Genomic DNA, 24,489 nt, shown 5'->3' with positions numbered 1-24,489 from the left:
GTATAGCGGGCTTATGACAAACCATCTGCATATCTCCGACCTGCCTGATGACCTTGATCTGGGACCGATCGTGGCCATCGATTGTGAAACCATGGGGCTGCACCCGCACCGCGACCGCCTCTGCGTCGTGCAACTGTCCGGCGGCGACGGCGACGCACATATTGTGCAGATCAAGCTGGGGCAGACAGAGGCGCCGAATCTCTGTGCGCTGCTGACGGACCCGGATGTACTCAAACTATTTCACTTTGGCCGCTTTGACATCGCCGCGATGCAAAACGCCTTTGGCGCTGTCACGGCACCCGTTTATTGCACCAAGATCGCCAGCCGCCTGATCCGCACCTATACGGACCGGCACGGGTTAAAAAATCTGCTGCAAGAACTGCTCGACGTCGACATCTCAAAACAGCAGCAATCGAGCGATTGGGGCGCTGACACGCTCAGCAAGGCGCAGATCGAATATGCCGCCTCGGATGTGTTGTACCTGCACCGCCTACGCGAGGTTCTGAACGAAAGACTGGTGCGCGAAGGGCGGATGGAAATGGCGCAGGCGTGTTTCGACTTCCTGCCCATGCGGTCAAACCTTGACCTTGCCGGGTGGCCTGACACCGACATCTTTGCGCATTCATGAGCAGCAATACGCCCTTCATAGACACTGCACGTGACGTGATCCGCACCGAAGCGGCCGCACTTGAAACCCTCGCCAATAGCCTTGATTCCAACTTTCGCGCCGCCATCGACCTGCTTCTGGCCACAAAGGGGCGGGTGATTGTCACAGGTATCGGCAAGTCGGGCCATATCGCCAACAAGATCGCAGCCACACTGGCCAGCACCGGCACACCCGCGCAATTTGTGCACCCCGCCGAGGCCAGCCACGGCGATTTGGGAATGGTGACGCGCGACGATGTTGTGCTTGCCATCTCGAACTCGGGCGAGGCGCCAGAACTGGCCAATATGATTGCTTACGCTGGGCGCTTTGACATTCCACAAATCGGGATTACCAAAGCGCCGGGCAGTGCCTTGGGCCGTCAATGCAGCGTGGTTTTGCAACTGCCAGATATCGGTGAAGCCTGCGGCAGCGGCGTGGTGCCGACATCTTCGACGACAATGACATTGGCAATGGGCGATGCACTGGCCGTGGCCCTGATGAAACATCGCTCTTTTACAGCCGAACATTTTCGCGACTTCCACCCCGGTGGAAAACTCGGCGCATTGCTGACGCGGGTGTCGGACTTGATGCACAAGGACGACGCCATACCACTGGTCCACGAAGATGCACCTATGCAAGAGGCGTTGATCGAAATCTCCCAAAAAGGGTTTGGCGTTGTCGGTGTGACAGACCCGAAAGGCGCATTGACTGGAATTATCACCGACGGTGACCTGCGCCGACACATGAGCAATCAACTGCTGGACTTGAAGGCGCGGGATGTGATGACCACATCTCCCAGAACGATCTCACCAGACCTGTTGGCGCAAGAGGCGGTGGGAATCATGAACGGGAAAGATGGCGAACGCGCGGTGACTTGCCTTTTTGTGACCGAAACTGAAAAAGATCAGGCAGAACCCCCTCTGGGACTGATCCATATTCACGACTGCCTGCGAGTCGGGCTCGGCTAGGAAAGATGGCATGGACGGCTATTCACGACTGGTCGCATGGCTCAAGGTGCTGCTGCCGCTGATGGCGCTGCTGTTGTTGTCGACGCTATTTTTGCTGTCGCGCAATGTCGATCCTGTGACCACATTGCCTTTTGCCAATACTGAAATCGACGAAAGGGTGAGCGAACAACAGATCACCGGCCCCTTCTTTTCTGGCACGACCAATGGTGGGGATCGGGTTTCGCTTACGGCGGACACGATGGCCACGCGCAGCGGGCTCAACAACGAGGCCGTGGACCTTTCCGCGCAGATCGATTTGGTCTCCGGGACCCGCATTATCCTCATGTCGGATCAGGGCCAGTTTGACATGGAGGCCAATACATCCACGCTTGTGGGAAACGTGGTGATCACGACGTCGTCCGGGTTCAATCTATCCAGTGAAACGCTAATTGCCGACTTTGACTCGCTGTTGGTGCAATCCCCTGGTTCCGTCCAAGGCTTTGCGCCGTTTGGCACGATAGATGCCGGGCAGATGCGCCTGCAACGCGAAGAGGCAGGGTCCAACGCCCATTTGGTTTTCACAAACGGGGTGAAGCTGATATACACGCCGCAGATAAGAGAAGAGTGATTAATCCGTGATATTCCTGCGTACCCTCGCAATGCTTGCGCTGCTTGGACTTTCGTCGCCAGCGATTGCCCAAGGCACCCAAGTCGCCTTTGGCGCGATCAAACAGGACACATCAGCACCGGTTGAGGTGACAGCAGATGAGTTGAACGTTGATCAGACCACGGGCGAGGCGATCTTTACTGGGAATGTGGTGATTGCGCAGGGGGATATGCGCCTATCAGCGGCCCGCGTTGTCGTAATTTATCGCGAAGAAACGGCCGGCATTCAACGGATGGAAGCGACGGGCGGCGTGACATTGGTGTCTGGCCCAGACGTCGCCGAAGGGCAGCGTGCCGACTATGATATCGACACCGGTGTAATCGTCATGACCGGCGACGTCTTGCTGGTGCAGGGACCAAGTGCGCTAAGCGCAGACCGCATGAACGTCGATCTGAATGGCGGCACGGCTCGGATGCAAGGCCGGGTCAAAACGATTCTTGAGACCGGCGGAAACTAATGGCCAAACCAGATTTGAAGTTGGCCCAAGGAACCTCAGGGCTCAAAATCTCGCATCTGCGGAAATCCTACCGCAAGAAGCTGGTGATCCGCGACTTTTCAATGGAAGTACAGCGGGGCGAGGTCGTCGCGCTGTTGGGTCCGAATGGCTCGGGCAAAACAACGACTTTTTACGCGGTCGCTGGCCTCGTGACTCCGGAAGGCGGTACTGTTTTGCTGGACGGAACGGATGTGACGGCTCTGCCGATGTATCGCCGGGCACAGATGGGCATTGGGTATCTGCCCCAGGAAATGAGCATCTTTCGCGGTCTCAGTGTACAGGACAATATCCTGTCGATACTCGAAATCGTTGAGCCGGACCGCCACAAGCGACGCGAGCGTTTGGAAGAGTTGCTGAGTGATTTTTCAATCGAGCATATGAGGCGGGCACCCGCTCTGGCTCTGTCAGGGGGCGAGCGTCGGCGGGTGGAAATCGCGCGATCACTGGCCGCCAACCCCAAGTACTTGCTGCTAGATGAACCATTTGCCGGTGTTGACCCGATCTCTGTTGGGGACATCCGCCATTTGGTAGCCGATCTGAAAAAACGGGGAATCGGGGTTCTGATCACAGATCACAATGTGCGCGAAACTCTCGAAATCGTGGATCGTGCCTATATCCTACACGATGGGCAGGTGCTGATGTCGGGCACACCCCAAGATGTTGTGCAAAACGAGAATGTACGGCGTGTTTATCTTGGTGAAAACTTTCGCATTCAGTAGGCACTGACATTACCCAACACTCCACTTTTGATTGACAGGACGGGTGTTTGTGGCGTGCAATGGTGTCATGGCTTTGATGCTGTCCATGACCCCCGAATCTAAAACTGCACTAAAGACGTGCATGGGGTGCCATTCCAGCACACAGCTCACTCCGTTTAACTGACACGTGAAGTCTGGTTGCGCCCGCAACCCGCCCGTGTTGTCCGTTCGGAGCAAAAAAAAGGAGAGACTATGCAATATCAAATCAGTGGCAGACAGATCGACATTGGTGACGCTCTACAAACGCATGTGCGCGACGACCTTGGCAGTGTAGTGCAGAAATACGCCGAACGCCCGACAAACGCACAGGTGATCTTTTCCAAGTCCGCACATGAGTATGTGTGTGAGGCCACCGTACATCTGTCGACCGGCCTGACGGCGCAGGCCAAGGCCCATGCCACTGAAATCTATGCCGCATTTGACGCTTGCTCCAACAAAATGGAAAAACAGTTGCGACGTTACAAACGCCGCCTCAAGGACCACCACAAGGAGCGGGCACAGCCTGTTGAACTCTCGGGCGCGTCCTCGTATATCCTCGCCTCTGACTCGGATTCGGAAGAAAATGAACCCGAGAGCCTGCAGCCAATCATCGTGGCCGAGATGGAAACCAACATTCCATCCCTGTCCGTGGGCGAGGCCGTGATGCAGATGGAATTGGCGGGGGCACCGGTCTTGGTGTTCCGGAACGAAGGCAAAAAGGGACTGAACGTCGTGTACCGTCGGGATGACGGAAACATCGGCTGGATTGACCCTTAAAGGATTGGTTTGCGATGGGCGCTGAGGAGACCAACAAAATGGCATTTGGAAGTCTACTGAAACCCGAAGCGGTTAAGGTTGTGATGTCTGTCACCTCCAAAAAGCGCCTGTTGCAAGAGCTTGGTGACCTGGTGCACGGCGCATATGGCGTGCATGCAGGCCTCGTAACCGAAGCTTTAATGGCCCGCGAAGCGTTGGGCCCGACTGGCGTCGGCCATGGTGTTGCCCTTCCCCACGCCCGCCTTGATGGGATTGACGAGGTGATGGGCGTCTTTGTCCTGCTCGACAAACCCATCGACTTTGATGCAGTGGACCGCCAGCCAGTCGATATCGCGTTTGGCCTGTTCGCACCTGAAGAAGCCGGGGTTGAACATCTCAAGGCTCTTGCTCTCGTGTCGCGCACGCTGCGCGATGCCAGCGTGTGTTCCAAGTTGCGCGCGAATCCAGACGCTTCAACGCTCTATGCAATCCTAAATGAATCTAAACCCGCCAAAGCTGCCTAAACAGTCCAGTTTCCGGTGTATCGCCTGACAGTCAGGTCGGGACCCAATCCTCAAATCCGAACATTAGATAGTCTCGCGCATACGCCGCGCGAGCGAGTTTTTCGATCTCTGCATCATAGATATCTGCAAGCGTCACATCGCCAAAGGCAGGCGGGGATGACAGGGGCGCCACATCTTTTACCCCAACCGTTTCGGCGAGTTGCAACAATTCCGCATCCAAAGACTCCTGCCTGATCAGGTGGTCCGGCAGCACAAATTCCGCAAACCCTTCGACAATCTTAGCCTGACTGGCCCAGTCTGGATCGACCCGTATCGCTGTTTGGCCAGCAAGGTTCGGTTTCAAAAACGCGAGGAACTGCACAAAGGCGGCACGGTGTTCGACTTTGCCAAACCCGGGATCAGCGGGATCAATCGGCAGGGTAATCTTGTACCGCTTGATCAGCATTGTCCGGATGCCACCATACCCGCCCTGTCCAGTGTTCAGGATACGATGGCAAAACACCGTATGCGCGCGTTTCAGCGGGTGGCGCAGCACGGAAAAGCTGCGGTGGCCGGGATGCCCACGCATCCATTCGCGCAGATCGTTTTGCGACTGTTTAGTGACTGGTTTGCCTCCGTAGGAACGGTCCAGCGCTTTCAGCCACGCGACCACCGGGTCTTGGCCTCCGCCCCGGATCGGCAAATAGAGAAGGGGTGCATGGCTGCAGGCAACATAGGTGGGTGCCGCAGCACCGCGCCTTGGCTCAAAATTTGGCGTGCGGGTCAGGTTGAACTGATCTACCGCGGCAAGCGCCTCGCTCATCTGATCGTAGTTCGACACTTTTTCTGACAGCGCATTTGGGTTTTGCACCTTAAGTTTCTTGTCCAGACCCTCAAGCCGGTCATCAACCCCGAGCCATGCCGCCAACCCATTCATCACATCAAGGTTCTGCAAGTCTTCGTAGGCCACATAGAATGCAGTCTGACCAGACACCTGCAACCGGTTCAGAAGAGTGACCTGAAATGCCTGTAATGCGGAAAGATGTGCCGAGAACTCATCCTCATCAAACTGTGCCTTTGCGCCCTTACGCGCCTTGGCATCGGTCAGTTTCCATTGCCCAGTGGCCTGGGCGATTTTCCAGGACACATAGCTTTCCACCGGGTTGCGGGTCAAAATGATCTTGGCGCATTTTAGGTCGTCAATCATCTCATCAAAGACGCGCGGGTCGTGATCGTGAAAGTAACGAAACCCGCTCAAGTCGGGTGTTTTTTTGATCGCACGCAGCAATCGCTTGGGCTGATCATCGCGGTCGGCTTGGGTGACATCCAAAATAGATTCGCTTGTTGGATAGCCGATAAAGTGTGGATTGAACGCCTCACCGTGACATGCGAGCCCATCTAAGGCGTTCAAATTTGCTTCAAGGAAGTTCGAACCTGTTCGCATTTCCGCAAACACCACGAAGTAGTCGAATTGGGCCATGCTAGGCTACCGCACCAGATAGGGTTTTCTCGGGCGATCTTGCGCAGGTTTCGGCCCCAGCACCACCGGAAAGTCGCCCATGAGGTAAGGATGCATGCCCTGATTCTTAAGGTTTTGCAGGAACTGGCCAAAACCGGTCAGATCCACCATCTGCGGCACCTCGGCCAAACGGCGCGCCTGCGTCTGGCCAATTTCGTCCAGAATACCCTGCAGGGGCTCCATCGGTGCCTCAATGAACTCAGCCATGGTCCAGATCCGAATGCGGGCTTTGGCACCTGGTGAGCGGAGCACATTGAGGTGATCGCTTTCGACCTTTTGCAGGCGCGCAGCCTCTTTTCGGATATCCATGAAGTTCAGGTTCGAACGGAACAACGGGACGGCCCAGGCGCCGGAAATCACCGACACTTGCGCATTGGGATCTCTGGCCATACGCCAAATCACCTTTTGATTGTCCGCCGGGCCGAATTGAAAACACTGCCGCTCCCCGCGCGTGTTCCAGATCAGATTCGTCAAAAACGCGTTGGCGTTGTAGTCCCGGGCCGCCGCACTGTTGGATAGCGCGCCGTTGAGTGTCGTCTGACCTTCGGCATATTCAACACCGTCGGGGTGAAATAAATGGCCATGAACACGGGCGCCAGTTGCCTTGGACAACCACGGCTCAAAATTCTCGAAAATCTCGGTAAAGCCCTGAAAGACCGAGTAGGGCGCGGCCGTGACCCCATTTTCCCAGTCCTCGTTAGGAAACCGGCTTTGCATGTAAAGGCCGGGGCGGCCCCGCGTCCGACGCTCCACCGCTTTGGCAAAGATTCGGTCGATTTTGCCGGGGTTCGGCTCTGTGCGCTTCATCGCGCCGGCCGGATCGGTCAGGAACGCCTCATACAGGCGCGAGGCATGGGGCCAGATCTTGCGGGCCACAAAACAGTCGGACCGGCGCAACAACTGAAGGTGGTCATCGTAGAAGATATGCGGTTTGCCCTGAAAGTCGAACTTGGACAGAGTCAGTGACCGGCTTTCGATGTTGGTGGAAAACTGGCGTGCCAGTGTCTGAAAGTAGCTTTCATCAGGGATCCACACCTGGCGGAAATAGGAGTCGTACTCCCTCCGATCGGCGCCTTGCAGTATGGCCGTCAGTGTTTGCCGGGTCAGACACCACCATTGGCTACCCATGTGGGGCACCAACCCCTTTGGCATCTTGCGTTTCAGGTTCAGGCGGCGCTGAATTTCCACGTATTTGTCAAACAGGAACCGCTGGCGTTTCCACGAAAACGGAAAGCGCAGCGTGAAGCGTTCCTGATCCAACCCACCGACCGTCCACGGCACATCCGCCGTTGTCGCGCTTTCGATAAAATCGGTACGCGGACGTTCTTCAAGGTACTCAATCAGCTCTTCAACCGGGCGCAGCGGCAGACAGGATCCCGAAGCAAGGTAGACATGGCGCACGTCTTCGAATTCCAAGAGCATCAACTCGGACGCCGCTTGAGACGCGGCGACAATTCCCCAAGTGCCCCATTCGCATCGATAGCGTTTGGAAAACAACACAGCCGGGACATCCGACAACGCCTGGACAAAAGCGGAATAAGTTTTACGCGGCACCATTGCGTCCACGTGGATCACAACCGGGCAACCAGCCATAGCCCAATGGCGCGCGGCCTGCTCTGCACGGTCCAGCGCTGTATGCACCAGCATGACAATACCAACGCTCACGCCCAGTTCCCCTTAGACATGAGGCCGAGGATCTCTAGCTGGCGCCAGTTGATGTATTTTTCCGACCACTTGCACCACATGTCCGGATTTTCATCCAGCATGTTTGCATAGGCCTTGTATTCCACCGAGGCCGCATAGTGTTGCTTTCGGTCCAGCTCTTCCACGGCCTTGTTGTTGAAGGTGTCAAGGAACTTGGCGTGCAGCAGAACGCCAGAGGCCTTTTCGCCGCCCCACTCATCGTAGACCTGATTTAGCCCACGCGGAAGCAACATATGCGTGGAGCTGACGTAAGCATAACGGCGGTCCCACTTAACCAGCGGCACCTTGTTCAGCGCGGGTGCCTTGGCGGGAGCCTCAGGGAAAAACATACGCGCGCGCGGGCCGCCCTGGATCCAGAGGTTGCCAAATTTCTTGTTGCGGGAGATCGTGTAGTTCCCGCTGTCAAACCAGCTGGCAATCTCCAGCGGGTTTTGACCAACTTCATAGGGCTGCTCATCTAACCGGCCCTTGGGATACATGTCCAAGAGCATCGAAGAAAACGATTTGATCGAAGAGGCGTCGAGCCAATCTGTCAACGCGCGAAGGGGGCGGGTGTCACAGAAAGGGTAGACAAGGAATTCGTCCGGATCGACCACGAGGTTCCAATGGCCATGCCCATATTTCGATTGCAACCAATTCAGCCAATCGGCCCCGAAACGCGCGCGCTTATAACCGGCTTCTGTTGACCATACTGATACGTCAGGTTGAGAAGCGAGATAGTCCAGCGACCCATCGGTGCTGCCATTGTCCACGATCAGGAACTGATTAATCCCCATCTCGCGGTAGTAATTCAGGAAAAATGGCAACCGGACCATCTCGTTGCGCAAGGTGGTGAAGGCCAGCAAATCGGTGGGTCTGATCTGATCGGTACGGCTGACCACACGTTTCAATTCGCGTCGTTTTCGGAACGCACGAATGCGCCACCGCTTGCGCTGAAGCCTGAGCCGATATGACTGCCAAGCGCCCAATCAAAACCATCCTCTACCCGCCGCTCGTTGCGACCTGTCGGCACGTATCAGGTCAACCTTAACACAGTCTTGAAATGCGCGTCCCATGTTGGTGGGACATACTGCTGCTGATCTGGTGCGTTTGGTCCTAAGCTGGCCAACTCGTTTATTTTATTGAGCCATAGATAACGATCTGAAACGCTTGCGTAAATGGGAATATCGCCCAGTATTTCCCGCAAAACTGGTAGATCATTGGCAATTAGCGGAATACCGCGGGCCGCAGCCTCGGTAGCGGGCAACCCGAACCCCTCGGCCAGACTTGGAAACAGAACGCCGGCAGCGCGATCCATAAGGGCTGCCAGCGCACCGTCGCTCAGGCCTGAAACTTCATACACAGGCCCACCGGCAGACAGCGCATCGAGGCGCGCAAACACTTCTTCGTTCTTCCATCCACGCCCTCCAGCAATGATCAAACCCGGCGCTTGCGTGCCCATTTGGTCCCACAGATCAAGGAGGAAAGCATGGTTCTTGCGGGGTTCAATGGTTCCGATGCAGACAAAGAAAGGCGTGTCTCGCGGTACGCCATTGGGGATATCCGTTACCTTCGAATCTACCTCGTCTGTTCCCAAATAGGAAACAATTGACGTCGAACCACTCGGTAAATGCGCTTGCGCGCGCGCCTGCGTATCTTTGGAGTTGTAGATGACAAGGTCTGCAAATTTTCCAACGCGAGCAATCATATCGGCAAAGGGCTGCACCGTGCCGTCGCGCTGAAATTCTGGAAAATCGAGCGGGATGACATCGTGAATAAACGTGGTGATCCGAACATCCAGACTGCGCATCGCTCCCAGCACACGATCCGTCAGATTGGAATGCCCGACGTTGAGATAGGCAAATCCTGTAGGTAGCTTACGTCGCAACATGGCACGCAACAGGAATGGGGGAACACGCCCAATGGCGTGTTCTCTTGCGTGGCGCCAGCTGTGACGCTGTTGTGCTTCCACAGTCTCATTGCTGACTGGGCCCGAAAGTAGCGGAACCATAAGTTCCACACCTGCCTGATCCAGAAGTATATACCCAATCCGCGAGCGGATAAGGCCGAACATGGGAATGTCGTCGGCGATGAGTGTCCGGACATAGGCCAGTTCGACCCGGTCCACGCCCGTCAAAACCTTCCCCGCCCTGCGCATAAGGCGCGTGACGTCTAGAAGGCGTGCGGTTGGTTGTATCTCAACGGGCGTAACCAGCGTGATGTCTTTTCTCTATTCGTGGATCACGCCACTCTAGGCCATCGCAGACGGGTCACAAAGTACCTGCAGACTATTCGGCCGCTTGATCCATCTGTACGACGTCGCGGATGTAGCCCAACAGATCATTGCGCAATTCTTCGCGCGCCAGTCCAAAGGACACGGTGGCCTGCAGGAACCCGCTTTTTGAGCCGCAATCAAAGCGCTGACCACGGAATCTGTAGCCATAAACACCTTCATCACCGCCAATCGCCTGTGCGATGGCATCGGTCAGTTGGATTTCACCACCTGCACCCGTTTTCATCTTGTTAAGCGAGCGCAGAACATTCGGTGACAGGATATAGCGGCCGATCACGGCAAGGTTCGACGGGGCCTCTCCAGCGGGGGGTTTTTCAACCATGCCAGCGACCTCAACCATCTGTCCGTTTTCTTTCTGAACGTCCAGCACACCATAGGAAGACGCCTTTTCAGGGGGCACTTCCATTGCTGCAACCATATTGCCGCCAGTCTCAGAATAAGCTTCGACCATCTGCTGCAGGCAGGGCGTTTCCGCCGCAATCACATCATCTGGCAAGATCACTGCAAATGGTTCGTTGCCGATCAAACGGCGCGCGCACCAGACCGCATGGCCAAGGCCCAGCGCCTTGTGCTGCCGAATGTAGGCAATAGCACCACTGTCCATGTTGGTGTCCTTGAGAACCTCCAAAAGCCCGTCTTTGCCCTTTTTGCGCAATTCCTGCTCTAGTGTGGGGGCGTGATCGAAGTAGTCCTCAAGCGCACCTTTGCCGCGCGAGGTCACAAATATGAATTCCTTGATGCCTGCGGCGCGCGCCTCATCAATGGCGTATTGGATCAGGGGGCGGTCCACCAACGTCATGATTTCTTTTGGCACTGATTTGGTTGCCGGCAAGAACCGCGTCCCAAGTCCAGCGACCGGAAAGATCGCCTTTGTCACCTTTTTACGCATGCTAGCCTCGTGTTCTTAACTGCCCATGTTTGGGCCATGCTTACTCTTAGATTACGTCCGGAAGATGTCCAATTCCTGAATTAATCTGGCAGCAGGGGAATTATCACTGTGATGCATCAAATTCAGTGAAAATACAACCTTTGGTAGGCAACTCGCCGCCGCTCGCGTGCAACGCGCTTTGAAAATCGCCACAATGTGAACAACGGGTCTGTGCGGTCAGAACGGCCAAACAGGCCGCCCCGCTGCTCCCAATATCCGTCTTTGTGAAACCGCACATGGTGAAACAGTGTCGTGGGCGACAACAAGATCAGGGTCACAGTTTCTCCGTTTGCGACGCGCTGTACCGCCTCGGCGCGCAGTTTCTTGCGCTGCCAAAACCGTCCGGCAATCAGAATGCTTGCACCTGATGTCGCAGAAATCGGCTTGAACGAAGCTATTGCCGTATCCAAAACCTGAGCCCCGCCACGCGGACGAAGCGATCCTTCGGCATAGCCGGCGTCGAGACGGCGCATAAGGCGCCCGACGTCCCCCGGGACCAACCGCCCAGCCACCATATGCGAAACACACCGCACCTTCTGCGTATGCCTGATGGTCCGCCAATGATCGGCCCAATTGGCCTGGTCCATGTACTTGCGCTGAAACACGGCCCAACTTGCGCCTATATCGAACAGATCCCGGGGCGCCCGGTCTGCGCGACGCCGTGGGCTGGCGGCAAACCCGTGATGCACCTCGGCCATGGGCACAATTGCAGTCGCATGACCAGCGCGAGCAAGTCGCAAGTTGAAGTCAGTTTCATCCAAAAAGAAGGCAAATGCGGGATCAAACCCCTCCAATGCGCACAAAACATCTCGACGCACCGCCATGTTCGTGCCTTCAGTCTTCGTCGCGCGCCGCCCCTTCGGGATCAGAACAGTCGACCGTTCCGGGTGCACCTCAACCGGCGCGGTTGTACCTGTTTCGTCCACACTGCGTGCGCGCCACTGAAACGAGATTCCGTTCCGCCCACGCACAAACCCACCAGTTGCAGAAACTTCCGCTTGTTCAAACGGGGGCACAAGATTGCTCAACCAACTGGGCTCAGGCACCGCATCATCATCGATAAAGGCGACAATGTCGCCCGCCGCGTGGCTGATCCCTAGGTTACGGGCTTCGGAGATATTAGGGCGATCAAAGGGCACAACCTTGATCTGCTCCGCCCAGCGCGCCACGGCAGCGCAGCCCGCATCGTCCGCCACGATGACAATTTCAAACAGCGTGTACTGGACCTGCAACAGACCCAAGAGACAGCGCGCCAATGCTTCCGGCCGGTCGCGGCTGACCACCACAACACTGACCAGAGGGCGGGTCATTCGAGGCCCATCTGCGCCATCATTGCCTCGATCCGGGGGACGTCCGCGGGGTTGTTCAACTCCCAAAACTGCCTCCCACGCGCGTCGACCTCGACGCACAGGACTTGCCGGCCATTCTCAAGAAACCGGAGCTGTTCGAGCCCCTCTAGCGTTTCAAGCGGTCCGACAGACCAATCTGAATAAGCCGCCAGTGCGTCAGGACGATAAGCATAGACCCCAACATGGTGAAACACGGGCGTTTCAGCGTCATCAGGATAGGTCGTATTGGTGTAAGGGATCACTTCCTTGGAAAAGTAGAGCCCCTCATTTTGCGCCCCGAAAACCGCAGTCGTGCCGCCAACACGGCCCGCTTTTCGGTCCTCTATAAACCCGTTAAGCGTGGCGCCATCACAACGCAAAACAGGCGTCGCGATCTCTGCCTCTGGAGCAGCGCGCAAACCATCCACCAAACCTTCAATAAACCAGGCAGGGGTCAACGGGGCATCACCCTGCAAATTCACCACGATATCGTAAGTTCCGCCCAGCTTGGCATGCGCTTCAGCACACCGTTCAGTCCCGTTGCCGCACGCCTCAGAAGTCATGACAACTTCGGCCCCAAAAGCCTCGGACGCTGCGCTGATCCTGTCATCATCCGTCGCAACTACCACCCGATCGATGCCAGACACTTCCATGGCGGCATGCCAACTGCGTTCGATCAGGCTCTGGGCAACACCCATCGCACCTGTCAACGGCACCAATGGTTTGCCGGGATAGCGGCTTGAGGCATAGCGCGCGGGGATGACCAAAAGGACGGACATCAGGCTGGCTTCAGATCCACAGACGGCGCGTAAGCGATAAAGAATGGATTTGCGTATCCTTCTTTGCCGTAAACCAGCGGCTCGTGGTTATCAAAGCGTACAACACGACCCCCAGCACCCGCCAGAACAGCATGCCCAGCGGCTGTGTCCCATTCCATCGTGCGACCAACACGCGGATACAAATCCGCTTCGCCCGTGGCAACCAGACAGAACTTCAGGGACGAGCCTGCGCTTTTCATGTCCTCAACACTGTACTTGTTGATGTAGTCGTCCGTGGCCTGATCCCTGTGCGACTTTGAGGCCACAACCATCAAGGCGGCATTGTTGCTGTCGGCGACTCGCATAGGAGTAACCTCTCCAACCGTTTCCTTATCAAAAGCACCCGTTTCCTCGACAGCCTGCCCATCGGCGAGTGTGAAAAACATGCGACCCTTGGCCGGAGCATAAACGACACCACGCGTTGGCACGCCGGCCTCGACCAAGGCGATATTGACGGTGAAATCGCCACGGCGATGTACAAATTCCTTGGTGCCATCAAGCGGATCAACGATCAGAAACGTGTCGCCCGTTGTGGAATGGGTGGCCGCCTGTTCCTCGGTGACCAGCATCACATCGGGAAACGAAGCGCGAAGCCCGTCGGAAATCAGCACATCAGCCGCCTCATCTGCTGCAGTAACAGGGCTGTCATCAGATTTGGACTTCACATCGAAATCGTCACTCCCATAGATCTCCATAATCTTGTCACCAGCTTCAAGTGCCAGCTTTCGCATGACGGGGATCAAGTCTTCATATGTCATAAAAGCGCTCCTAGGGCGGGCATTTGTTGAAAAGCAACTAAGAGGTCCTTATGCTGCGGCGCTAACGGAACGGCAAGATTTCCCTGCGTAGATAATCGCAACCCGAGGCAGCAACGCACATGTTTCAATCCACGCGTAAACCGCAGACCAGCCTGGGCACTGCCCTCGCCATGTCGGAAGTGATCTATCACTCGATTGTGCGATCAGTGCGCAAGACGCACAACAACGCCTTTATGGCCATTGCCATGAACATGTTGCAGATGGTGATCTTTGTCATGGCGTTTTACGTTATGTTCTCGGTTCTAGGCCTGCGCGGTGCAGCGGTCCGAGGCGATTTCCTGCTCTACATTATGTCAGGCATCTTTTTGTTCATGACCCACACCAAAACGCTGAGCGCAGTCGTGGGTTCCGAAGGGCCGGCAAGCCCGATGATGCTGCATGCGCCGATGAACACGATTGTGTCGATCTTTTCAGCCGCTTTGGGGGCTCTCTACATTCAGGTTTTGTCGCTTTTCATGATCCTGTTCATCTACCACGTCGCTTTTGTCCCGGTTCAGATTGAACAGCCTTTTCCTGCCTTTGGAATGCTCCTTTTGTCATGGTTTACCGGGGCCGCGCTCGGGTTGGTTTTGTTAGCAATCAAACCATGGTTTCCAACCTTTGTGACCATCTTCACCCAGATTTACTCTCGCGCGAACATGATCGCATCGGGCAAGATGTTCGTCGCCAATTCGCTACCTGCCTTCATGATCGCAATGTTCGATTGGAACCCCCTGTTTCACTTCATCGATCAGGCGCGGGGCTTCATTTTCATCAACTACAGCCCACGCTATACCGCGTGGGAATATGGATTCTGGGTCGGAGTCGTGTTGGTGATGATCGGGTTGATGGGCGAATTCTACACCCGCCGCCACGCCTCTGCCAGTTGGGGAGCGCGCCGCTAGAACCGCCAACGCATTCCAATGATGTATGACGAGGCATCTTGAAACGTAGCGACAGTATCGTCGACATATGAATACTTGCGATACCAGATATAGGCCTCAATTTTCTGTTGGTCGAAATCCTGCACCAGCACGATGCCAATGCTGTCCACAATCAGACACCAGAATTAGCTTGACCGATACCGACCCAAAACGACTTTGCGGTCTTCTCTGCCCGGCCAAAAGTTCTTTTCTAGATTCGTCACTCAGACCAGATCAAGGCGTTCAGCGACAAGGCTTGGGCTCCTAAAGAACTGACACTGCTTGAGAAATGAGTTCCGACGGAAAAATTTCCCATTGGCTCAGCCGGTTTCCAACTCGTCGAACTTCTCAGATGACGCTAACGCAGAGCCCTTAACTTTGATGCTTTTGACGAAGCCCAGCAATTGCTAGGGTTGCGCCAACTATGTCTGAAGAGAACTAAATGCGCGGCACTTTTCCATTTCTGATGTGGCTTTTGGCCAGTGCGCTCTGGGTGTGCACACCGCAACCCGGCAAAGCGCAGACATCCGACCTGCCGGCCGAACTAGATACATCGCAAGACTGGTCCAACAACTGGTCCGGAACTTGGCAGGAACGCCGCCAGAGACGCCAGGACCGGTTCGATCGCTTTCTAAACTGGGAATTGTCGGACAACACCCTGCTCAGCTTCTACGGACAGCTCAATTTCCTTTATCTCGATTATGATGACGGAATTGATCCGTTCACCTCATTTCGGGACAACGCGAATTCGCCGGGTCGGCTGGGATTGAGGCTGGAGACCAATTTCGAAAACGGTACCGGGCTTTTGGTCAATCTTGAAACTGGCCTGCGACGCAGCACCTATGACGGAATTATCAGAAGCGGTGGCGTTCAGGACGACTTTCAGGACTGGGACAAAACGCTTTTACGCAAAGCCGAACTGCGTCTGTCTATCCCGTCCTTTGGATTCCTGTCGATCGGTCAAGGCAGCATGGCAGGCGACGGCATCACTGGCTTTGATTTCTCAAGAACCGGAGTGATTGCAACAAACAGCGTCGGCGATACGATTTCCGGGGAACCTGCGTATTTCGCAAACGGCGAGCAATCCGCTTCGCAATTACAAGCGTTCTTTCCGACCTTCGATGGGTCGCGCCGGTTTCGGGTGCGTTATGACAGCGTAGCCAAAAGTTGCTTGTCCTGGGCCGTATCGGCCGGACGGGAAGTCCTGATCGATGATGATGACAACACATATGCCGATGTCGCCCTGCGCTACGAGACGGAATGGCGCAACTTTCGGATCAAAACAGGTGTAGCCGCGACCTATAATGATACATCGCCCGATTTCTTTTCCGGCTCGGTTGCTGGAATAGACGAAACGACTGGCCTAAATTTCGCCGTCGCTGGCGGGGCAAATTCGCGTCAGGGCCGCTATTTGTACGGCAAGATTGGTCTCATTCGTTCGTTCTTTGACTTTGGTGATACGTCCGTTTCTCTCGACTATTATCATAGCGACGAGCCCCTCGCCGGAACCGACAGATCACAATCTTGGGGGGCATCCATCGTACAAAGCATCAAATCGAGCCAAACCGAGATTTATGCCACGTACCGCCAGTATGACGTAGATGCCATTGGGCGTGAAATTCAGGACGCCCGTGTCATCGCGGCAGGCGTTCGCTTCCTCTGGTAGCCGCGCAAGCGACGCGCCAAAGGTCACTCTTGTCCACCCGCCAAACCTGGTCGCGTCCCCGCAATGGATAAACTCCCCTCCGCTCACGGCTTCATAGGCCGGGCAAGTGTGGGAAGAAGAGTCAAAAGCATCAACAACGAGGGTCCTAAACAGCTGCGGCCTCGCGATCTGTAACATGATGCGATGCGTCAATTTTGTCGGCCCAACACGGCGCCAAGTGTCAGTCATTTTTAGATAGAGACGGGATACAAGCAGCCAATCCCTTTTCCACCAAAGTTAGATATCAGACGCAGCGTTTGTTTCCGGGATGCAGAAGCTTGGTCAGAAAACCACACGACAGGTCAGATTTATCCTTCCGCCTTTGGGGAGCAAAGAAGATGATCCAAACCGGATCCGGTCTACACCATGATAGGTCAGGCGGGCCGCGCCTCCCATAACCACCACATCGCCGCTTTCCAGCCACAACGACTCTGTTTTGCCGCCGCGCGTGGTGTTCCCAATGCGGAATAACCCCGTATCGCCCAGAGAGACCGACAGAACGGGCCAATCGAAACTGGCCTCGTCTTTGTCCTGATGCATCCCCATGCGCGCGCCCTCCCCGTAGTAGTTGATCAGACAGCAATCCGGGGCACGCTCAAGCCGCGTCAGTGTGTGCCAAAGCTGCAGAACCGATGCCGGGATCGGAGGCCATGGCCCACCGTCAGGATGGGTGGGAGCGTAGCGATATCCTGAACGGTCGGCATACCATCCCACAGCCCCAGCAGACGTCATCCGCACGGACATCGGCTTGCCATAGGGTGTCTGAGGCGAGAACATAGGTGCCTGTTTGGCAATATCGCGCACATCTGCCACCAATCCGGCCTGTGCGGCACTATTCAACTGGCCTTTGTAGACGTCAAAACCCCGAATGTGCGCGTGCATAGGCCTTCTTCTCTACTTTATGTGCAATTTTGGCGGATTCCGTCCCGGTAGAACGGTTGCAGCGTCAAATGACCCTCCTTATATACGCCGCAGCGCGCAAGGAATCTTGCGCAAAACCTATCGTGGCGTCGATGCCGACTTCGGGTCGACGCTTCGTGTCATCGCCTTGAACTAGATAAAGGGATCGAAAAAACATGGCTAAAGTCATTGGTATTGACCTTGGAACAACAAACAGCTGCATCGCCATCATGGATGGTAGCCAGCCTCGCGTAATCGAAAACGCCGAAGGCGCTCGGACAACACCGTCCATCGTCGCTTTCACAGAAAGCGAACGCCTCGTCGGCCAGCCGGCCAAACGGCAAGCGGTTACCAACCCCGACAACACAATTTTCGGCGTTAAGCGCCTGATTGGTCGCCGCAATGACGACGCGGATCTGGCCAAAGATAAGAAAAACCTGCCCTTCAACGTGATTGATGGCGGCAATGGCGACGCATGGGTCGAAGCCCGCGACGAGAAATACTCACCCAGCCAAATCTCTGCGTTCATCCTTGGCAAAATGAAAGAGACAGCGGAAAGCTATCTCGGCGAAGACGTGACCCAAGCGGTCATCACCGTCCCCGCCTACTTCAACGACGCCCAGCGCCAGGCAACAAAAGACGCCGGCAAAATCGCTGGCCTCGAAGTTCTGCGGATCATCAACGAACCGACAGCTGCCGCTCTGGCTTACGGTCTGGACAAAGAGAATAGTCAAACCATCGCGGTCTATGACCTTGGTGGCGGTACGTTCGACGTGACCATCCTCGAAATCGACGACGGCCTGTTCGAAGTGAAATCCACCAATGGCGACACGTTCCTTGGTGGTGAAGACTTTGACATGCGCATCGTGAACTACCTCGCGGGTGAATTCAAAAAAGAGCACTCGGTCGACCTGACAGCCGACAAGATGGCGCTGCAACGTCTTAAAGAGGCTGCGGAAAAGGCCAAGATCGAACTGTCCTCGTCCAGCCAGACAGAAATCAACCAGCCCTTCATCTCGATGGGCAGCAACGGCCAGCCGCTGCACATGGTGATGAAGCTGACGCGCGCCAAATTGGAAAGCCTTGTTGGTGATCTGATCAAAGCGTCAATGAAGCCGTGCGCGGCTGCGTTGAAAGACGCCGGTTTGTCAGCTTCTGACATCGACGAAGTCGTTCTGGTCGGCGGTATGACCCGCATGCCCAAAGTGGTTGAGGAAGTAACCAAATTCTTCGGGAAAGAGCCGCACAAGGGCGTGAACCCCGACGAAGTGGTTGCCATGGGTGCTGCTATTCAAGCTGGCGTTCTGCAAGGCGACGTCAAGGACGTGGTTCTGCTCGACGTGACACCTTTGTCCCTCGGCATCGAAACACTGGGTGGCGTATTCACACGCCTGATCGACCGCAACACGACAATCCCGACGAAGAAATCGCAAATCTTCTCGACTGCGGAAGACAACCAGAACGCCGTGACAATCCGCGTGTTCCAGGGTGAGCGCGAGATGGCCTCCGACAACAAGATCCTCGGTGCCTTCAACCTCGAAAACATCCCGCCCGCTCCACGCGGTATGCCCCAAATCGAAGTGACCTTCGACATCGACGCCAACGGCATCGTGTCGGTGGGCGCAAAAGACAAAGGCACTGGCAAGGAACAGCAGATCACGATCCAGGCCTCTGGCGGTCTGTCCGATGATGACATCGAACAAATGGTCAAAGACGCCGAGGACAATGCCGAGGCGGATAAGGAACGTCGCGAGCTGATCGAGGCGAAAAACCAAGCCGAAAGCCTGATCCATTCGACAGAAAAATCTATCGAAGAGCATTCGGACAAGGTTGATCCGACCACGGTCGAAGCGATCGAACTGGCCATTGCCGCGCTCAAGGACGAGTTGGAAACCGACAGTGCGGACAAGATCAAGTCTGGCATCCAGAACGTGACCGAAGCGGCCATGAAACTGGGCGAGGCAATCTACAAATCAGCACAGGAAGAGGGCGATGATGAGCCCGCCGGTGCTGATGAGCCCCGCGACGCAGACGATGACATCGTCGATGCCGAGTTCGAAGACCTGGACAACGACAAGCGCGCCTAAGCGGTGACGCTCAAGGAACCAATCGCAGGGGCCGGTTCGCACAGGACCGGCCCCACGACGTTCCAGCTGAAGGATATAATCCATGGCAAAACGTGACTATTATGATGTGTTGGGCGTCCAAAAGGGCGCCAACGCTGACGAAATCAAGAAGGGCTTTCGCTCTAAGGCCAAAGAACTGCACCCGGATCGCAATGCCGACAAACCGGACGCCGAAGCGCAGTTCAAAGAAGCCAACGAAGCCTATGACGTCCTAAAAGACCCAGAAAAGAAAGCAGCGTATGACCGCTTTGGCCACGCAGCCTTTGAAGGCGGCATGGGCGGCGGTGGTGGACGACCCGGCGGCGGCTTTGGCGGCCAGCAGGGCGACTTTGGCTCTGCCTTTTCGGACGTGTTTGACGACCTGTTTGGCGACTTCATGGGCGGCCAGCGCGGAGGCGGTGGCGGACGCCGTGCTGCGCGCGGCTCCGACCTGCGCTATAACCTGCGGGTCACGCTCGAAGATGCCTTTGCCGGACTGCAAAAGACCATCAATGTTCCTACATCGGTCAGCTGTGACAGCTGCGATGGTTCGGGCGCTGAGGGTGGCTCCGAACCGACCACCTGTCCCACGTGCTCCGGCATGGGCAAAGTACGTGCACAGCAAGGGTTCTTCACCGTTGAACGCACCTGCCCAACCTGTTCCGGTATGGGCCAGATCATCCAGAACCCGTGCAAGGTCTGTAGTGGCGCAGGACGGGTTGAAAAGGATCGTTCGCTGAGCGTGAACATCCCCGCGGGCGTCGAAACCGGCACGCGCATTCGACTTGCTGGTGAAGGTGAAGCAGGCATGCGCGGCGGTCCGTCTGGTGATCTCTACATTTTTATCGACGTGGCCACACATGACCTGTTCGAACGCGACGGCAAGAACCTGTTCTGCCGGGTGCCCGTATCGATGAGCTCAGCGGCCCTTGGCGGATCGATCGAGGTCCCAACCATCGACGGTGGCCGTGGTCGGGTTCAAATCCCAGCTGGCTCACAATCGGGTCGTCAGATGAGATTGCGCTCCAAAGGCATGCCCGCCCTGCGCGGCGGCGGTCCTGGGGACATGTTCATCGAACTGGCTGTCGAGACACCTGTGAATCTCACCAGCCGTCAAAAAGAGTTGCTGCGCGAATTCGAAGAGTTGTCCGAAGAGAACAACCCTGAATCCTCCAGCTTCTTTTCCTCCGTCAAATCCTTCTGGGATTCGATGAAAGGCTGATAAGGTAAGGCGGTTGTAAATCCGCCTTACGCTTCCGTTCGATTTTCCAAACTATATGACGGGCGGTGCACATTCTGTGCACAGGTGGTGCACACCTCGTGCATACCCGTTTTACCTTCGCGTTAACCCATCACTAACCACAAGTCGGCAAGGTTGGCGCATGTCACATTTTGCCGAACAACCTCTGCCTTTCGACTTTGACGAGGCGACACAAGCAACGATGCCCATCGGCAAAACGCCATCCTATATGGCCGAGCACCGCAAGCGTTTGCGCACGAGGTTCATGGACGGCGGGGCGAGTGCCATGCCCGACTACGAATTGCTGGAACTGGTCCTGTTCCGTGCCATCCCCCGCCAAGACGTAAAACCGCTGGCCCATCTGCTGATGGCCGAATTTGGCGATTTCAATCGGGTGGTGTCTGCCCCCGTGGACAGATTGCGCGGCATCAAAGGTGTCGGCGACGCCGTCATCATTGAACTCAAAGTTGTCGAAGGTTCCGCCCAGCGCCTCGCGCGCGCCAAAGTATTGAATCAGAACGTAATTTCCAGCTGGGATGCTTTGATCGATTACTGCCATACCACCATGGCACATCGTGAGACAGAACAGTTTCGCGTACTATTTCTAGACCGTAAGAACGTTTTGATCGCAGATGAGGAACAGGGCAAAGGCACGGTCGACCACGTCCCTGTCTATCCGCGAGAAGTTGCCAAACGCGCGCTGGAACTCAACGCTTCTGCGCTGATCCTTGTACACAACCATCCGTCCGGTGACCCAACGCCCAGCCAGTCCGACATCGACATGACCAACCAGATGGAAAACGCCTGCGGGGCATTGGGATTGACGCTCCATGATCATCTGATCGTGGGCAAATCCCGCGAACTCAGCTTCAAATCCGAAGGATATCTGTAGGGGCTAGCGCACCCAAACCTCGACCCGCCGGTTCGCCTGACGCCCCCATGCACTATCATCACATGCCATCGGCAGCGCCTCACCAAACGCATCCACATCCAATTGAATTCGCTCAAAATTTGCCGTCTCGGCAGCGGCCATGACCGCACGGCGCACCGCCTCGGCCCGGCGCAGGGCAATGTTGCGGTTGGCTGTTGCAGGTCCGTCTCCATCACTGAACCCCACCAGCAACATCTGGCGCGCATCATAAGTGCCCTGCTCCAAGGCGCGGGCCAATTGCTGCACGTTAGAGCGTGATTGCGCATCCAATCTCGCCGATCCCGCCTCGAACCGGAACGACGTGGTCAGCCGGGCCATACCGTACAGCGTCCGGGTCATTCGCTGCAACTCTTCCAGCGACACTTCGGGCCCAGCAGAGGTCACCGCATTTGCAAAGCGGTAGCCTTGGTCGTTTATCGACACTTCCTCAGGCGCCTGATCCACAAACCCGGCCCGACGGATCACAATCTGAGAAGACGCGCCGCGCATGTAGGCCAACAGTTCGCGCGCGACTTTGGGTAAACGTCGCGCAGGGATGTAAAGGAACATGGGTGCCGTCAGCGGATAATCCTCGGTCTTGATCGTGCCGCGCTGCGCAGACAGCGAAAACCCACAATCACCGGTTAGCGTCAACGCACGCCCGTCGCCAGTTTCCGCATAGCTGGCGATCCCGATCGCGAACGGATCCGACAGCACCGCATCAACCACGTCACCCGCCAGATCGTGACGGATGATCCCTTCGGCAAATGGCAGATCAATCGGCCCCATCACTTTGTCTTCAACTGACTGACCCAAACCGGTCCGCGCACCTGGCAAGTGCAGGGAAATAGGTGCGTCCGCTCCACCCAACTCTGCCCAATTGGTGATCAGCCCTGCAAACACCTCTGCCAATGCTTGTGGCGAAATCTGATCTACGGGATTGGAGGGAGCAACGATCGGCACCATCGCATCCAACGCCAAAACGCGGCTGCGATTTGCATCCGTCATGTCACCCATTCCTGCTTCGCGGGCACGGGCGCGTTCTTCGGGTCGAATTTCGCGCAGGGCCATCACGATGTCCGCGTCATTGGCCAACAGATCGGCAAACCCTTCATCCGTGGTCGATGCTTGGACGTAAAACCGCGCAACGGGTTTCTCTGTGTCAGCATCGACCAAAGTATACGTGAAACCAAAGGGCTCCAGCGGTTCGCTGCGCACGATGTAGTCGCTGCGTAACGCAAACCCTTCGATCAGTGCGGGCATCAGAACTGCCCCCATGGTGGAGGAACCCGAGATAAACACTTCGGCTACGAAGTCTTGCAGGTTCGGGCATGCAGGGCCCTCACACAGAACGCCAGACCCATCGACCGTCAATTCACCATAGACAGTTTCGATCCGATAAAACTCTCCGTCAAAACCCAGCAAGGTCCCGCTGAGTTCAACGGCCCCATCAGGCGACGTGAGTGTTACATCCTGCGCAACAAGCGCAGTGCCCCAAAAAGAAAGTGCGGCGAAGATCGCCGCACGTGCCCAAGCCATAAAGTGCCCTTTGTCGCAACGGTCAGTTGCTGGCGACTTTCAGGTCTGAGACAAGATTGTTCAACACCAGAAAACTACCAACCGCGTCACAATCCGGAACGGACAGGGTGAGGTTGCGGGTTTTTAGCGTGCCTTCAGGTCCAATCTCGAGCGTCTGCGCCTCGATCTCACGGCCGCAATTGTTGATGGTAACTTCAGTCTCGACACTCATGTCGATCACACCGGGTTGCGTCGTCATCGCACGGGCAAATGTGTAGACCTCGGCCATCAATGGCTCGGGCGACAATGTATCGCCCAATCGGGTGATCATACCATTGGTACCCGCGGCAAAACCTTCTACATTTGGTTTGCGACCAGACCACTGGTGCCCGTTGTCGCCGTAGTCAGCCCCGAACTCACGGGCGTGCAATTCAAACCCGGCGTCGCCGCGCCATTGCAGTACGACGCGGTCGTAGTTTGCGATGTCGGCAACTTTGGCTTGTGCAACAGCCCCGTCACCGTTGGAAAACGCCATGATAAAAACCGCGTCCTGAGAAAGGGCAGGTACAGTAAATGTCGCGCCACCACTTTCGTCAGTTGCCTCAGTGAACATGATCCCGTTGTGGTGCACGGTCAGTCGCTCGTTTGGCGCGCAAGACGCATTAAGCGTCAACGTGACCATTGCGCCGGGTGCAGTCACGGCTTGTGCCGAAATCTCGCAAGTCGGCTCTTCGGCAAGTAACTCTGGTGCAGGTGGCAGGTCATCCAGTGTGACCGCAGCAAGCTTTACCTCTTCATCGGTTTGCGGGACAGCAACCTCTGGCATTTCACTGGCCGAGGTCAGTTCAATGTCTTGTACTTGAAGAAGAATATCAGCGCTTGCGGCGGTGGTCAGTGGCACGGCCGTGACGTCGCTGGGTTCTTGCAAAATCGGCCGGGCTTGCGCTCCGTACCGTTGTTTTGCGGTTTCGCTGCTTTGCATTACGAAACCAATTCCGACAGCGATACCCAAGGTCCCTACAGCTGTCAGCACTTCCTTAATATGTTTCATTTCCCACGTCCCTTCCCGG

The 24,489-nt window shown here is 56.1% G+C and carries 24 protein-coding genes; 12 read left to right on the top strand and 12 right to left on the bottom strand.

Annotation, left to right across the window (positions count from 1 at the left end):
- Positions 1–13 precede the first annotated feature (13 nt).
- The 7 genes from ABJD00_RS21780 (at position 14) to ABJD00_RS21750 (ending at position 4,773) form a co-directional block, all read left to right on the top strand.
- Positions 14–628 (top strand): ribonuclease D, encoded by a 615-nt coding sequence (locus ABJD00_RS21780; RefSeq protein WP_108836797.1) that lies wholly within the window; start codon positions 14–16, stop codon positions 626–628.
- Complete coding sequence (locus tag ABJD00_RS21775) at positions 625–1,614, top strand: KpsF/GutQ family sugar-phosphate isomerase (protein WP_413849268.1); 990 nt, start codon at positions 625–627, stop codon at positions 1,612–1,614. The genes ABJD00_RS21780 and ABJD00_RS21775 overlap by 4 nt, the downstream gene beginning before the upstream one ends.
- Before the next feature lie 10 nt (positions 1,615–1,624).
- Positions 1,625–2,221: a hypothetical protein gene (locus tag ABJD00_RS21770; RefSeq protein ID WP_413849266.1), complete on the top strand. Its 597-nt coding sequence runs from the start codon at positions 1,625–1,627 to the stop codon at positions 2,219–2,221.
- Between the two features lie 31 nt (positions 2,222–2,252).
- On the top strand, positions 2,253–2,717 hold the full coding sequence (gene lptA / locus ABJD00_RS21765) for a lipopolysaccharide transport periplasmic protein LptA (protein WP_413849365.1): 465 nt from the start codon (positions 2,253–2,255) through the stop codon (positions 2,715–2,717).
- On the top strand, positions 2,717–3,475 hold the full coding sequence (gene lptB / locus ABJD00_RS21760; protein WP_413849264.1) for an LPS export ABC transporter ATP-binding protein: 759 nt from the start codon (positions 2,717–2,719) through the stop codon (positions 3,473–3,475). Before lptA ends, lptB begins: the two co-directional genes overlap by 1 nt.
- A gap of 231 nt (positions 3,476–3,706) precedes the next feature.
- A complete protein-coding gene (gene hpf, locus ABJD00_RS21755; RefSeq protein WP_413849262.1) occupies positions 3,707–4,270 on the top strand; it encodes a ribosome hibernation-promoting factor, HPF/YfiA family in 564 nt (187 codons plus the stop codon).
- 38 nt (positions 4,271–4,308) lie between these two features.
- Positions 4,309–4,773: a PTS sugar transporter subunit IIA gene (locus ABJD00_RS21750; RefSeq protein ID WP_413849260.1), complete on the top strand. Its 465-nt coding sequence runs from the start codon at positions 4,309–4,311 to the stop codon at positions 4,771–4,773.
- Between the two features lie 31 nt (positions 4,774–4,804).
- On the opposite strand, the gene ABJD00_RS21745 is transcribed toward ABJD00_RS21750, so the two are convergent.
- The 8 genes from ABJD00_RS21745 to cysQ all read right to left on the bottom strand — a co-directional run bounded on the left by ABJD00_RS21745 (position 4,805) and on the right by cysQ (position 14,079).
- Positions 4,805–6,232 carry a nodulation protein NodH gene (locus ABJD00_RS21745; RefSeq protein ID WP_413849258.1) on the bottom strand — a complete coding sequence of 476 codons (1,428 nt, stop codon included), beginning with the start codon at positions 6,230–6,232 and terminating at the stop codon, positions 4,805–4,807.
- A 6-nt stretch (positions 6,233–6,238) separates the two neighbouring features.
- Positions 6,239–7,936, bottom strand: a complete 1,698-nt coding sequence (locus ABJD00_RS21740; RefSeq protein ID WP_413849256.1) for a beta-1,6-N-acetylglucosaminyltransferase — start codon at positions 7,934–7,936, stop codon at positions 6,239–6,241.
- Entirely contained in the window at positions 7,933–8,943 is a 1,011-nt protein-coding gene (locus ABJD00_RS21735; protein WP_413849254.1) for a glycosyltransferase family 2 protein, read from the bottom strand. Before ABJD00_RS21735 ends, ABJD00_RS21740 begins: the two co-directional genes overlap by 4 nt.
- Before the next feature lie 47 nt (positions 8,944–8,990).
- Entirely contained in the window at positions 8,991–10,082 is a 1,092-nt protein-coding gene (locus ABJD00_RS21730; RefSeq protein ID WP_413853710.1) for a glycosyltransferase family 4 protein, read from the bottom strand.
- Between the two features lie 160 nt (positions 10,083–10,242).
- Positions 10,243–11,136 carry a UTP--glucose-1-phosphate uridylyltransferase GalU gene (gene galU / locus ABJD00_RS21725; protein WP_413849250.1) on the bottom strand — a complete coding sequence of 298 codons (894 nt, stop codon included), beginning with the start codon at positions 11,134–11,136 and terminating at the stop codon, positions 10,243–10,245.
- A gap of 122 nt (positions 11,137–11,258) precedes the next feature.
- Positions 11,259–12,485, bottom strand: a complete 1,227-nt coding sequence (locus ABJD00_RS21720) for a glycosyltransferase family 2 protein (RefSeq protein WP_413849248.1) — start codon at positions 12,483–12,485, stop codon at positions 11,259–11,261.
- Positions 12,482–13,282, bottom strand: coding sequence for a 3-deoxy-manno-octulosonate cytidylyltransferase (locus ABJD00_RS21715; RefSeq protein WP_413849246.1), 801 nt, complete (start codon positions 13,280–13,282; stop codon positions 12,482–12,484). Before ABJD00_RS21715 ends, ABJD00_RS21720 begins: the two co-directional genes overlap by 4 nt.
- A complete protein-coding gene (gene cysQ, locus ABJD00_RS21710) occupies positions 13,282–14,079 on the bottom strand; it encodes a 3'(2'),5'-bisphosphate nucleotidase CysQ (protein WP_413849244.1) in 798 nt (265 codons plus the stop codon). Before cysQ ends, ABJD00_RS21715 begins: the two co-directional genes overlap by 1 nt.
- 119 nt (positions 14,080–14,198) lie before the next feature.
- Between cysQ and ABJD00_RS21705 the strand changes: the two genes are divergently transcribed.
- Entirely contained in the window at positions 14,199–15,023 is an 825-nt protein-coding gene (locus tag ABJD00_RS21705; RefSeq protein ID WP_413849242.1) for an ABC transporter permease, read from the top strand.
- On the opposite strand, the gene ABJD00_RS21700 is transcribed toward ABJD00_RS21705, so the two are convergent.
- Positions 15,020–15,172 (bottom strand): hypothetical protein, encoded by a 153-nt coding sequence (locus ABJD00_RS21700; RefSeq protein WP_413849240.1) that lies wholly within the window; start codon positions 15,170–15,172, stop codon positions 15,020–15,022. The two genes, ABJD00_RS21705 and ABJD00_RS21700, sit on opposite strands and share 4 nt — an antisense overlap.
- A gap of 311 nt (positions 15,173–15,483) precedes the next feature.
- On the opposite strand from ABJD00_RS21700, the gene ABJD00_RS21695 reads away from it, so the two are divergent.
- Positions 15,484–16,707: a hypothetical protein gene (locus tag ABJD00_RS21695; protein WP_413849238.1), complete on the top strand. Its 1,224-nt coding sequence runs from the start codon at positions 15,484–15,486 to the stop codon at positions 16,705–16,707.
- Positions 16,708–17,028: 321 nt separating this feature from the next.
- Here ABJD00_RS21695 and ABJD00_RS21690 read toward each other — a convergent pair whose 3' ends face one another.
- Complete coding sequence (locus ABJD00_RS21690) at positions 17,029–17,628, bottom strand: alpha-ketoglutarate-dependent dioxygenase AlkB family protein (protein ID WP_413849236.1); 600 nt, start codon at positions 17,626–17,628, stop codon at positions 17,029–17,031.
- A 194-nt stretch (positions 17,629–17,822) separates the two neighbouring features.
- On the opposite strand from ABJD00_RS21690, the gene dnaK reads away from it, so the two are divergent.
- From dnaK to radC, 3 genes are all read left to right on the top strand, one after another.
- Entirely contained in the window at positions 17,823–19,733 is a 1,911-nt protein-coding gene (gene dnaK / locus ABJD00_RS21685) for a molecular chaperone DnaK (protein WP_413849234.1), read from the top strand.
- Between the two features lie 82 nt (positions 19,734–19,815).
- Positions 19,816–20,973: a molecular chaperone DnaJ gene (dnaJ, locus tag ABJD00_RS21680; protein WP_413849232.1), complete on the top strand. Its 1,158-nt coding sequence runs from the start codon at positions 19,816–19,818 to the stop codon at positions 20,971–20,973.
- A 160-nt stretch (positions 20,974–21,133) separates the two neighbouring features.
- Positions 21,134–21,883 (top strand): RadC family protein, encoded by a 750-nt coding sequence (gene radC, locus ABJD00_RS21675; RefSeq protein WP_413849230.1) that lies wholly within the window; start codon positions 21,134–21,136, stop codon positions 21,881–21,883.
- 3 nt (positions 21,884–21,886) lie between these two features.
- Here the strand turns inward: radC and ABJD00_RS21670 are convergent, their stop codons facing one another.
- A complete protein-coding gene (locus ABJD00_RS21670) occupies positions 21,887–23,440 on the bottom strand; it encodes a phosphate ABC transporter substrate-binding/OmpA family protein (protein ID WP_413849228.1) in 1,554 nt (517 codons plus the stop codon).
- Between the two features lie 22 nt (positions 23,441–23,462).
- Positions 23,463–24,470: a hypothetical protein gene (locus ABJD00_RS21665; protein WP_413849226.1), complete on the bottom strand. Its 1,008-nt coding sequence runs from the start codon at positions 24,468–24,470 to the stop codon at positions 23,463–23,465.
- Positions 24,471–24,489: the final 19 nt, after the last annotated feature.

Source organism: Tateyamaria sp., from assembly GCF_039945315.1.
Classification (GTDB): Bacteria; Pseudomonadota; Alphaproteobacteria; order Rhodobacterales; family Rhodobacteraceae; genus Tateyamaria.
This window is presented reverse-complemented; position numbering and strand designations above follow the sequence as displayed.